The following is a 12,490-nucleotide window of genomic DNA, read 5'->3' as shown; positions in this document are numbered from 1 at the left end:
AAAAAGTTGACCACTACAGAGAATGCCGAACGCAGGCTGAATGTGATTGAGTTTATGGATGTGTGTCGGGGAATTGGGGTGGATCCGTATGAGGTACTTCGGGGGGTGAAAGCCATGCCTGCATCGGATTAGCCTGCCAGTGTCAGGCGGTCGAGAATGGATCAGTTCCCAAGCGTACCGGGCCACTGGCCCGGTATCACTCGTCGGTTTTGCACAGAGGATCGTTTCAGAGTCTCACAGCGTCTGTGAAACCTTCTTGAACACGTCTTCAGGCACCCAGCCCTTCCAGTCAGCTGTATGGTTGCGCAAGTAATAGCGAGCGGCCTGTTCGGGGGTTTCCTTGTTAGCGACCATGCGGGTTGCCAGGGCCCTGATGGTATCGGTGCCAACGAACATCGACTTCAAGAAAGGAATGATCGTCGGGTGCTCTTTGGCAAACCGGGCCGACGTATATTTATTGAGCGAAATATCGGTGTACGCGCATGCCTGCCGACTGCCAGTACCTTCCTTGAACCGGGCAAGACTTTCCTTGATCGCTTCCCAGCAGGCTTCGCTGTAAGCGGGCTCTTCAAGGCGTGTGAGAGCCAGTTCACCCATCAGAGGGCTGGGATCCCAGTAGTAGGTCATGAAGGGCTGTCCCTTCTTGTAGGCTGACGTAATGGCGGCATTGAGTTCGGACTCAGACTTGAGCTCCACTGGCGTAAAGGTGTCGTCGACTCCGTACGTGGCCATTTTAATCAGGTTGATTTCCCGGCACGCCCAACTGCTGATGCAGTTCAACCAGGTAGCCTTGCCCGACTCCGACGCACGCTTGAACACTTCCGCATACCTGGGAAGGTCTTCGACACTTTTCAGGTCAGGGGCAACAGGTTTTATTCCGCGCTTGGCATCGCCCTTGATCATATAGGTAGGCACATAAAATGCCTGAGTGAGACGTTCATAAGTGGGGCCAAAATCGAGTATGGCTTTCTTCGCCTTCTGATCCTCTACCCACTGAGGCATGAGCGAGGTAAACATTTCCATATTGATATCGATGTTGCCCGTTTCCATTGCCTTTTGCATTTGCGGGATATCAAGGCTAACCGACTCTACGTTCATGCCATACCCATGTTTGAGGATATACATGGCTATCTGATTATCGATTTGGATATTTTCCCAGCCACCATCATAGAACCGGATCGTTCGCGTATCGGGTGCCGCGAAAGCCAGGTGCGATGTCAGGCTTAGAATCAGACACAGTGCAGTACGTGCAAACATTGAAGGCATTGGAACACTCCTATTGGTAGACGGTTTCTGCTGAATGGGTAATCTCTGAGTGAGCAAGGTCGGCAAGCGTTTCCACTACGATATTGACTATCAGGTCACGCTGCCCCTCGACAAAATAATGATCTCCAGCGCAGAACACTGATTTGAATGCATCGGTCGTATGCTCACGCCAGCCAGTGATATGTACACCTGTGGCATAAGGGTCGATCCGACCACCAATAGAAGTAATAGGCACGGCAAGGCGGGGGCTTGTCTCGTACAGGTAGGTATTATTTATCTCATAGTCGGCCTTGATGATGGGAAGCATCAAGTCGCGCATTTCAGCGTCATCGAACAAAGCCTGATTATTGGCGAAGTTCATTTCCTTGAGCATGGCGATAAGGTCTTCGTCATCATCTTTTGCCGCAGGTTCGCTATCCGACTCATAATTGAACTGCTGCACATCGGAAGCAAATTGATGCTCATTGTAGAAATGGGGTGCCCGGCTCCCTGCAAAAATCAAATGGCTCGGGTGCAGGTTATGGGCACTGGCCAGACGTTGAGCGACCTCGAACGCTTGCACACCGCCCAGGCACAACCCAAAGAACGCGAATGGCCGGTCCAGATAGGGAAGCAGATCGGGTGTCAGATTGCTCACCAGCTCTTCCATACTGGTGTATGACTTTTCCCTGAGCCGGGCATTACGACCAGGTAATTGCAGCAAGCAAAGCTCGATATGATCGGGCAGCCGGTCCGCCCAGCCTTTGAATACTGCCGGCCCACCGCCTGCGTAAGGGAAGCAGAACAAGCGAAGCGTTGCCTCTGCTCTAGGCACAGGAATAACCACGCAGTCAGATGTCTGCACATCTTCTGTCGTAGGAGGACTACTTATCGTGGAGTCAGTCGAGTTGCCCTGGCGAGTCGTCTCAATATGATCAAGTACAAAGTCGCCAATATCGTTGAGCGTCGCCCCAACGATAAGCCTGTCCAGGGGAAAGTTGATACCCAGTACTTTCAGACTGTTGCGAAACTCAACGGTCATCAATGAATCAAACCCCATCATCGTGAGCGACTTGTCCACTGGAGTTGCGCTGGCGTCGAGAGTGCCCGACACACGCGCCGCAACGGACATCAGCCTGTCCCTGATGAATGCTGGCATCTGTTCGGCATCCACCGACATCACAGCTTCCAGAAAAGGGACGGAGTCGCGCTCGACCATCGTCTGGTCTGCTGAGTGCCGGGTATTAACAAGGGAGAGATATGGCCAGTCGCCCGGCTGTAAATGCGCCTTATAGGGCGCCCAGTCGATCGGTGCCAGCCCCAGGACACCTTGTGCATGAAGGTTATCCCACAACTTGCGCAAGCCGGCTTTCGCGGGAATGTAATTGACACCCAAGGTTGAAAGGCGCTTCTTGAAAACAGTATCGACCCGGCTGGCCATGCCCTCGGCCGACCAGGGGCCCCACGCAATACTCAAGCCTGGCAATCCCGAGCTGACGCGGTTTTCCATAATCGCGTCCATCGCACTGTTGGCGGCAACATAATTCGCCTGCCCCTTGAACCCCAGCGAGGCGCTGATGGACGAGAAGGCAACAAAGAAGTCGAGCGTCTGACCACGCGTAACATGATCCAGCACACGGGTGCCTTGCAGTTTTGGCAGCAAGACACTCTTGATAGACGAAGTACTCAATTTGGACAGAACAGCGTCTTCCACTGTTCCCGCCAGTTGGAGTACACCTCGTAATGGCCATTTCAGAGCGTCAATGTACGACGTAAGGGATTCAATCGCTTCACCGGATGAAATATCCACCGGCAGATAGTCGACATCCACTCCCTGATGTTTGAATGCATCCAGCACGGTCGAACCCGTGGCTTTCAGTGGCGTGCGCCCGACAACCGCCAAGTGACGGGCGCCCTTTTCCACCAGCCATGCAAGAACCTCACGCCCAAGCCCGCCCAGCCCCCCGACGACCAGATAGGTCGCATCCGGATTTATCGACACGGACCTCGATTGCGCGGGCGAAACCTCCATGAGCCTGGGCACATGGATGCCGGAATGACGGATCGCGAATTGATCTTCCTGTCCCTTCGCAAGAATCAATTGCGGTACCAGAAGCAAGTCGGCATCGGCATTGCTGGAGACCTGCGGCAGGTCTATGAATCCGCCCCAGACAGCCGGCTCTTCCTGCGCGATCACTTTGGCCAATCCCCAGAGCGTGGCCTGTGAAACCTGAATGGCCGAAGAGGCGGAACGCACGTTGACAGCACCGCGAGTCACGATCCAGAACCTGGCGGCATCGAGTCGGGAAGTGGCAGTCATCGCCTGCAGGGCAGCCACTACGCTATAGAGCCCGGTATTCAGGTTGCCTGAATCATTGTTGTCTATCGGGTGATCGTATGCCGGTGACTGCCCGCTCGCACCAAGGTGAACCACGCCCCGAAGTGGCTGCTTTCCAGACGCTGGCAGAGATTGAAATACCTCGTGGATATCCGAGGACGAATCGGGCCTGATGTGCCAGACATGCGAAGAAACCCGCCGACAATCGGTCGCGAACATGGCATGAACCAAATGCTCGTCACTGTCTGACAGTCCTTGGTGAATGCTCTTGACGAGCTCTCGCGTCCCGCCAATGAACAACCAGACGCCAGGCAGTTGTTGATCGTTATGGGCTTCCGGTGCCTTGAATGGGTATTCCACCCAATCCACGGCTGTCGTCCACTGTGGCTTTGCCAAAACGCGAGGACCGACCCAATGCTGTGCCCGCTGGAACGGGTAACCGGGGGTATTTACACGTGTCGACGTCGCGCCCTCGAGAAGAGTGTGCCAATCCAGTTCGATCCCTGCCTCGAACAAGAGCCCGGCACTGGCGAGTATTTGCTCGCGATCAGCCACCTTGCTGCTCAGACTCGTTATCCAGGAGGTCTGGTCGGCGTCATCAGAATTCAGACAGGCCGCTCCAATTGTCGAAAGCACAGCTTTTGGCCCGATTTCCAGAAAAGTCCTGCCGCCTTTCCTGAATGCGCTCTGGATACACGCCATGAAGCGTACAGGCTGACGGACATGATCAAGCCAGTACTCTGGCGTTACCAGACGCTCTGTCGCTATCTCCCCGCTGACATTGCTGACCAGTGGATAGCGAGGCGCCGACATGCTGATACCTTCCAGTACGGAGGCAAAGGCTGCCAGCATGGGCTCCATGAGTTCAGAATGAAACGCATGGGAAACATTCAGCCGCGTGTACTTGACTCCCATGCCATCGAGCACGGGATAGAGTTTGTCCAACTCACTCAGAGCACCGGAAACCACCAGATTGTTCGGAGCGTTTATGGCGGCAATGCTCAAATCAATCACATGCCGGGCCAACAATGTCTTTACCTCGTCATGCGTCAGTGTGATGGCAGACATTCCGCCATCCCGAGGAAGAGCCTGCATGAGACGCCCCCGCTCGGCGACCAGCCTCATACCATCTTCCAGGCTGAACACACCTGCTACGCAGGCCGCTGCAAATTCCCCAAGGCTGTGCCCGAGCAGAATATCGGGCACGACACCAAAGCTCTGCCATACCTGAGCAAGGGAATACTCCAATGCAAACAATGCAGGCTGCGCGTAACGTGTCTGATCGATGAGCCTGGCATCGTCACCCTCTGCAGGAAAAAGTATCGACAGCAGTGACCGCCCCATGCAGGTTTGTGCGATAGCGTCACAGCGATCAATGGATGCCCGGAATACTTCGTTGTGCTCGTACAGGTTTTTTCCCATGTCAGGAAATTGCGCACCCTGACCGGTGAATACGAATACCAGATCAGACTCCCTGGCTGGGTCGACCCAGTGAATATCCTTTTCTTCCTGACGGAGTCTGGCGAGAAGGTTTTCTGGCTGGCTGGCCGATGCGGCATATCGATAAGGGAATTCTGCCCGCCCGACACGAGCGCTGTAGCACATATCGCGCAACGACAACGCCGAGGGACGTTCGAGCATTTCCCGGTACTGATTGATGAGCTCTGTCAGAGCCTTTCGATCTTTTGCACAAAGAGCCAGAAGACCGGGACCGTCGGCCTTACCCGACGAATCAATCGGTGTCCGGGGAGCCTCTTCAAGAATTACATGAGCGTTCGTCCCACCCACCCCAAAGGAACTGACGCCTGCACGACGAGGCGAATCAGTGGATTGCCACGGGAGCGTTTGCGCGCTGATAAAGAACGGACTGTCATCCAGATGGATGTTTTTATTGGCGTTGGTGAAGTGCAGGGTCGCGGGAATAGTCCGGTGCTTGAGCGCCAGTACAGCCTTGATAAAGCCCGCGACGCCAGCCGCGGCGATAAGATGGCCGATATTGGTTTTTACCGAACCCAATGCACACTTGTTGGCACCGGCACCGTGCTGGGTAAACACATCCGTCAGAGCCTTGAACTCAATCGGGTCGCCCAAAGGCGTGCCTGTTCCATGGGCCTCGACGAAATCGACAGTCGCCGCGCTCACCTCAGCATTCGCCAGAGCCCACTCGATGACCTGAGCTTGTCCCTGGGAGCTGGGAGCAGCAAAGCTGACTTTCCTCGAACCATCGTTATTGATGGCCGAGCCCTTGATCACCGCCTGAATGGGATCGCCAGCTTCAAGCGCATCGCAAAGCCTTTTGAGAGTGACCAGACCTGCACCGCTGCCAAAGATCGTGCCCTGTGCGGATGAGTCGAAAGCCCGGCAATGCCCATCCGGCGACTGGATCATTCCTTCCTGATGGACATAACCCACGCCATGGGGAACCAGAACCGTCACGCCACCTGCCAGTGCAACGTCACACTCGCCCAGAAGCAGGCTTTGGCAAGCCATATGAATCGATACCAGCGAAGTCGAGCACGCCGTCTGGATGTTTAGACTGGGACCACGCAGCCCCAACTTGTAAGCAATTCGCGTCGACAGATAATCCTTGTCGTTACCCAGCAAGTTCATGAAACCGGCACTACTGTCCAGAAACCCGGTTTCGCTGGCATCCTCATCGCCCATCACGTTGTCATGAAGATACCCGTTGCTGCCTCCACCAGCGAAAACACCAATATTCAATGCCTCGCGATCCTTGCTTAACCCGGCAGCATCCAATGCTTCCCAGGCACACTCGAGCAGCAATCGATGCTGAGGGTCGGTAATCGCCGCCTCGCGCGCCGACATCTCGAAAAAATCGGCGTCGAACCGATCAACATTGTTCAAACGAGCCGCTGCGGCAACGTAGTCTTCTCGGTTGGCACGTTCAGCCGGAACGCCAGCTTCCAGCAAGGCTCCCAGCGAAACGGATTCGATGGATTCTTCCCCTGATGTCAGGTTTTCCCAGAATTGTTCAATGGAGTCGGCTCCCGGGAATCGGCAGGACATCGAAATGACCGCAATTTCATTTCCGTGGTATTTGACTTCGCTCATCCTGTTCTCTCCAAAACTGATAGTGACTTGGATACACGCCGCCTAAAGCTGCTTGAGGCGTTTACGAGCCGCTGATTGAATGGCTGCGTTCCTGCGGTTCACACTGGATGGAGGGAGCGAATTCGATGACGATGAGTCGTCCAATCCCCGTTTTTTGTTTATCAGACGTACCTGAGCATCGACGCTGCTTTCCTCGAACAAATCAGAAACCTGAAGACTCAGGTCAAAGACGTCGTTCAGTTTTCTGGTCAGATTGACGATCAGCAGAGAAGAGCCTCCCTGCGCAAAGAAGCTTTTCTCTGGGTGCACTGAAGTGGTCATCAGAATGTCGGACCATATCCGCGTTATCCGCTGTTTTACCGACAACTGCGGATCGTCGGCCTGCGATGCCGGGGATTGAGCCTGAGGCGCCAAGCGCTCAAGCGCTGCCACATCCAGCTTGCCGTTGAAGGTGAGCGGAAAACGCTCCAGGAAAACAAAATGAGCGGGAATCATGTAAGAAGGCACATGAACGCGCAGGGACTCCTTGAGTCTCTCGATGACCTCCTGCTGAACGGCAATATCCTCGACTTCCCGAATGGGTGATTGCTCTACAGGAACACTACTGCTGGCAGGTCGAGGCTCAAACGTGGGATCCAGGCTGTCGGGCGGCCCCACGAAGATGTCCATCATTCCGACACTATCGCTCCAGCGTATCCTGGCCTGTCGGTGATGCCTGGAAGCCCACTGACGGATGTATTCAGGATCACAAGCATCGTCTGATATGACGGAAGAAGAACTTTCAGAAAATTGCAGGTCCAGACTGATTCTGGCGTTTGGAACGCCTGAGAGCACAAACTCCGAAGGAGCCGATGCCAGCCATTGGCCCAAATCCGGCTCGCGGAGACGCTCATGCCGATACGAAAAACGTGGCGCGGGCTTCAACGTCACTCGCGTGTCCGTGTCCAGCCGTATGATCACGTCGTAACGATAGCGAGTCATTTCATCGCTACCTTGTCCTGCCCGCAACTCGGTTTCTACGTTGACGACTCGCTCAAGCGTGTATGCCACTTGCCGGACGTGCAAAGGGTCCAGCCACAACTCCCCTTCTCCAATCACAGGAAGTGCACGCTTCAACTTTTTCCGGGTCTGGATCGCAGCGGCGCTCAGGATATGTTTCAACGACGCACAAGGTACATCGCCGATAACAATAACGCCGCCCTCTCTACAGAGACCGGACGCTTTCTGAAGCACATCGACAAGGTAGTCGATGTCCGGGAAGTACTGAATGACCGAGTTCAGAAGCACTACATCGAAAGGCCCTTGCTCCAAAGCATCAAGTTCATGAGCCGCCATTTTCAGCACAGCAAATGATGAACGAGCGCCGCCGACCGGATCCAGACGTGAACGCGCAGACTCTATCGCCGCCTCGGAAGCATCGCAGCCCACATAATGACGAACACCTCTTTCCAGCAGCGCGGCTCCCGTCATCCCGATGCCACAACCTACATCCAGTATCGAGCGATCCGAAAATGCCATGACTCGAGACGCCGTCGCCTGCACCCACTCTCGCAAGTCGCTATCCGGGATCAATTCGCCAGTAAAGCTTGAGGTGTAACCACTTTCAGCACTGGCGACTTCATTTTTTCTTGCCGATAAATAAGCGGCTTCCCATACGTCGAGCCAGACCCCGCTATCGGCAATACCCTGTCTGGGCACTTTACTGTCCAGGACGATGTAAGCGGTTAATCTGCGATCATCGGGAGTATGCTCCACCAGGGTGACGACCGACTGGCTGACGAGGCCGGACTTATGCAGGGCAGACTCAACTTCTCCTGGCTCGATACGGTAACCGTTCAGTTTCAGCTGCCGGTCTTTTCTGCCGATGAAAACCAGAGAGCTATCGGACTGGCGTCGTACCCGATCACCGGTAGAGTAGGCGGCTAAAATGCCGCCGCTTGCTTCGGCTGCTTGAAATTTTTCCGCTGTCAGATCGTCCCGATTGAAATAGCCCGCACTGACCCCCGGCCCCTCGATAACAAGTTCGGGCGCTAAAGGGTCATCTGACGGATGCAATCGATAGTGAGTACCCGGCAATGGCTGGCCTATGGGTACACTTGTCGCAGTTCCTGCAAAGTCGCTGGCTTGCAACCTGTGAAAGAAGGACCAGATCGTTGTTTCTGTCGGCCCATATAGATTCCAGGCCGCATGTGACAACTGGAAGATTTTTTCGCCGAGCTCAGTGGGCAATGTTTCACCACCACACAAGGCTCCAACGGCGCAGGTACGCGGCCAACCGGCCTCGATCAAGAGCCGCCAGGTGGCCGGGGTGGCCTGAAACAAAGCGCTGTCACATTGATCGAGCAGGTTGGCGATAGCTTGTCCGTCTCTGGCTTGTTGCTCACTGGCCAGGTACAGGGTTCCACCCTGGGCAAGAGGCAGAAAAAACTCCAGGATAGAAATATCAAAGCCATAGGTCGTCGTGGATACAAGCGCGCCCCATGCGGAGAAACTGACCACCTCATTGATTGCAGACAAGAAATACGCGAGGTTTTGCCTGCGGACCATTACGCCCTTGGGGACTCCCGTCGAACCTGAAGTGAACAGAATGTAGGCAAGGGAAAGGTCGTCGATCACCGGCTCAAAGGGCAGCTTGGTATCACTCCAGTCGACACTCTCCATATCCAGGAAAGCGCCTACAGGCCATCGGGAAAGATCGGCAGATTGGGATTTAATCACGGCATCCAGGCTGGCCAGCCTGGAGATCAGCTCATTACGCTGTAATGGTGAGTCTGGAGGGAGAGGAACAAAAATGGCCCCTATCGACAGAACTGCCGTCAAGGCCACAATCAGGTCAGGCTCTCTGGGCAAGTAGATCCCCAGCTTGCTCCCAACACCAAACCCCTCCTGGATGAGCCGCCTGGCGAGGGCTTTTCTTCGGTTTGAAAGCTGCGCGTAAGTAACCGGCTGCCCTTGAGACATTATCGCTATCTTTTCAGGGCACTGAGCCGCCCATGCATCGATCCGGGCGACAAGATCCAGTGAAGCGGACGAACAATCAACATGGCGCTTTTTCGACTGCATCATTCCAAGAACTCCTTCTACCGTGATCGGTACATAGAATTAAAATGGTCATGCATGCAGTGCTGAATGACGAGTTGAAACATTCAGCACAAGAACAATTAGCCATCACTGAGTAAGTGACGTTGACTGGCTAGTTTTCGCTTATTTGTAACTGAGCAGGAAGACGCCAACAAGAACTGCGCCTATCCCGACCTTCTGGCCGACGGTTGTTATTTCTCGATAGATCGCGATGGCCAGCAGTACAGTGACACCGGAATATACAGAGCTGATAGGTGTAACCAGCGAAAGGTCGCCCACTTTGGAGGCAAAGATATAAAACACCCAACCGGCATTTACCAGCAGGGAATGAGCAAGAAAAATCAAGAAGCGGTGCTGTGTGAGATCCCCCTTTTGCAACTTCCCATTTCTGGCCAGCGCCAGTGAAGAGAAAAGAACAGCCTGTGTTAATGCTGAATAAAAGAACGCATTTGTCACATCGAGGGTTTTAGAGGAAAAACCAAGAATAAAAAAGGCTACCCCAAAACCAACCATTGCGAGGACAGCCTGAAGAAAGCCTTGCGAACCGCCGCGTAGCGATCGGAAAATATTGCCGGAGGTCATGACTATGCCGACAAAAATAATCGAGACGGCAAACCAGGCGGCGGGAACCAAATGTTCCTGCAGAAAAATGATGGAAAAAAGAATAGTGACCAGGCTGTAGGTCGAAGCAATGGGGGACACCAGGGTCAAATTCCCGATTTCACAACCACGCATGTAGCAATAGTAACCCAGTACGTAGGCAGCCGAGCTACAGGTAATGATGAAAACGGCACTGCTGTCGAACCTTAACTGCTGAGTGAAAATCAGGTAAGCCCCCAGAAAGGAGGCGACCGCAAAAGTGAATATATTGCGAACCAGCATTGTTTTTGCAGTGCCCAACTGGCGGATCATCAAACTTTGAATAAAGTCTGACACCCCCCAGCACAACATAACCATCAACCCGCCAAAAACACCGCCATCCATGCCGATTAAACTCCAATATCTTTTATACCTGCTCTATCAGCCAAGCCTTGTATTCATCGATTGCAGTTTCATCTCTTGAATAAAACGCCCACTTGCCAATTTTTTTCACACGCAGAAAACCTGCCTGCTTCAGTAAATCCAAGTGCCTGCTCACCGTCGGCTGACTCATGCCCAGCTTTTCAGTAATCAATGTTACGCACACGCCTATCAAGGCGGGATCACCCGTAATTTGATGACTGAAGTGCTCACGGGAATGCTTGAGCCATTGAAGAATCAGAATTCTAGGCTCTCCCGCCAGCGCCTTGGACTGATCTATAAATTTATCGTGTGGCCTCATCATATCCTCATATAGCTAAATGTCAATGTATGCAAATCAATGCAAGCGAACCCTTGGCTATAAGCTTATGCCTTTTACTCCAAATCTTGCGTACCCACGCCCGATACTTACCGAGTAAAAATCGTTCGTGATCTGCTGTAACGCAGCCAGCAATTACCCCATTCATGGAACCGATCAATGCAGCTCCGGGGGCTTGCACTCACTGAATCAAGTGATACCCAAGGATCGTAAAATCGGCATCCCGGGCCCGCCATGCAACAGGCTCAAGCTTACATCCGCGCAACCAAAAACCACATAGCCAAAAGCCACTTCATGAGCCGTTGATCAGGGCATACAGGTGTGAGGGAGTTCAAATGCGAGGGCGACCGTTTTACCGCTGACGTGAACGTCTAGAATTATTATTCAGACACTCCGGAACGCTGCTCGGCAAGGATATCCTCAACCGTGGGTTCATGACCGGCCTTCACCAGCGTTAAGTCATACCCGGCCGCTTCCAATAGCCGGACAAGGGCCGAGACGCTCATATCACCTTTAGCCATCGTTTCCATGCGTGCCACCGTCGAACGTGATACGCCGGCACGACTGGCCAGGGCATCCTGACTCAAGCGAGCATCATCTCGATGCCTGTTTCAGCATTTCGGCCACATCAAACAGGGTGCTCATTTGCAGCCCTCAAGCATCAATCCGTGCACAGCAAACGTCATTAGCCATCGGCAGCACTTACAACTTTTTCCCTAAAGCCGGTAGCAAAACCCCATCAATCATGGTGGTCAAAAACTGCAAATCGAAGGGCCGACGCTGAATCAAGGCCCGATATGCAGCCATTGACGGAAGCACTTGGCACGCGGCATCGATATCGGCGCTTGCCGAGATTTCTCCCCGCTCAAGTGACCGCACCATCAACAAGCGGTTTACAACAGCCCAAGGTTCGACAATCGCAGCATTACCCGCCTCTGCCAACTGGGGATTATGTAACAACACGGAGGCCAGCCCAGCCATGACACGCATTTTGCGTTCCGCTTCATCAGCCGAGTCAGGCTTGAACAGGGCGAGCAAGTCACCTCTTAACGTCCCGGTATCCGGCAGGCTTTGCAGATTAATCTGACCACGTTTCAGGTGGGACACAGCATCGAGAATCAGCTCCGCCTTGGAGCTCCAGCGGCGGTAAACCGTGGCCTTGCCCGCTTTGGCACGCGACGCAACCATATCCATGGTCATGCCGTCATAGCCGGACTCGGCCAGGACGTCTATCGCAGCATTGAGGATAGCCGCGTCACGCTCAGGATCGCGCTTGCGACCTCGAAGCACAGTCGTTTCCTCCTGGGCTCGTTGAGCGGTGTTTTCGTTTTTGCTAGTCAACCCATCCGTCCTTTTTACACGATGAAGTACTGTGCCAAATATTTTCGGAACTTGCCAGTCTCGTATTTATATGG

The 12,490-nt window shown here is 53.8% G+C and carries 7 protein-coding genes and 1 pseudogene; 1 reads left to right on the top strand and 7 read right to left on the bottom strand.

The features are described 5' to 3' along the window. Positions 1–132 (top strand): annotated as a pseudogene (locus ALQ04_RS27425) (XRE family transcriptional regulator); the annotation flags it as partial. Between the two features lie 102 nt (positions 133–234). On the opposite strand, the gene ALQ04_RS25405 reads toward ALQ04_RS27425, so the two are convergent. From ALQ04_RS25405 to ALQ04_RS25375, 7 genes are all read right to left on the bottom strand, one after another. Next, positions 235–1,266, bottom strand: a complete 1,032-nt coding sequence (locus ALQ04_RS25405; protein WP_122318561.1) for a glycine betaine ABC transporter substrate-binding protein — start codon at positions 1,264–1,266, stop codon at positions 235–237. A gap of 10 nt (positions 1,267–1,276) precedes the next feature. Next, on the bottom strand, positions 1,277–6,655 hold the full coding sequence (locus tag ALQ04_RS25400) for a type I polyketide synthase (protein WP_122318560.1): 5,379 nt from the start codon (positions 6,653–6,655) through the stop codon (positions 1,277–1,279). A 42-nt stretch (positions 6,656–6,697) separates the two neighbouring features. Next, positions 6,698–9,721: an AMP-binding protein gene (locus ALQ04_RS25395; RefSeq protein WP_122318559.1), complete on the bottom strand. Its 3,024-nt coding sequence runs from the start codon at positions 9,719–9,721 to the stop codon at positions 6,698–6,700. Positions 9,722–9,859: 138 nt separating this feature from the next. Continuing rightward, positions 9,860–10,720, bottom strand: a complete 861-nt coding sequence (locus tag ALQ04_RS25390) for a DMT family transporter (protein ID WP_122318558.1) — start codon at positions 10,718–10,720, stop codon at positions 9,860–9,862. 22 nt (positions 10,721–10,742) lie between these two features. Beyond that, complete coding sequence (locus ALQ04_RS25385) at positions 10,743–11,057, bottom strand: helix-turn-helix transcriptional regulator (RefSeq protein WP_122318557.1); 315 nt, start codon at positions 11,055–11,057, stop codon at positions 10,743–10,745. A 398-nt stretch (positions 11,058–11,455) separates the two neighbouring features. Then, positions 11,456–11,662, bottom strand: coding sequence for a helix-turn-helix transcriptional regulator (locus ALQ04_RS25380; protein WP_259645089.1), 207 nt, complete (start codon positions 11,660–11,662; stop codon positions 11,456–11,458). Between the two features lie 115 nt (positions 11,663–11,777). Beyond that, a complete protein-coding gene (locus tag ALQ04_RS25375; RefSeq protein WP_221033422.1) occupies positions 11,778–12,416 on the bottom strand; it encodes a TetR/AcrR family transcriptional regulator in 639 nt (212 codons plus the stop codon). Between the last annotated feature and the right edge of the window lie 74 nt (positions 12,417–12,490).

The sequence above is a fragment of the Pseudomonas cichorii genome (genome assembly GCF_003700275.1).
In the GTDB taxonomy this organism is placed as follows: domain Bacteria; phylum Pseudomonadota; class Gammaproteobacteria; order Pseudomonadales; family Pseudomonadaceae; genus Aquipseudomonas; species Aquipseudomonas cichorii_B.
The sequence above is the reverse complement of the archived record's forward strand: the minus strand, read 5'-3'. Positions and strand labels throughout refer to the sequence as shown.

What these genes read in the sequence shown, in the direction of transcription:
- ALQ04_RS25405 (WP_122318561.1), bottom strand. Translation starts at nt 1,266, where the DNA reads ATGCCTTCAATGTTTGCACGTACTGCACTGTGTCTGATTCTAAGCCTG.
- ALQ04_RS25400 (WP_122318560.1), bottom strand. Translation starts at nt 6,655, where the DNA reads ATGAGCGAAGTCAAATACCACGGAAATGAAATTGCGGTCATTTCGATG.
- ALQ04_RS25395 (WP_122318559.1), bottom strand. Translation starts at nt 9,721, where the DNA reads ATGATGCAGTCGAAAAAGCGCCATGTTGATTGTTCGTCCGCTTCACTG.
- ALQ04_RS25390 (WP_122318558.1), bottom strand. Translation starts at nt 10,720, where the DNA reads ATGGATGGCGGTGTTTTTGGCGGGTTGATGGTTATGTTGTGCTGGGGG.
- ALQ04_RS25385 (WP_122318557.1), bottom strand. Translation starts at nt 11,057, where the DNA reads ATGAGGCCACACGATAAATTTATAGATCAGTCCAAGGCGCTGGCGGGA.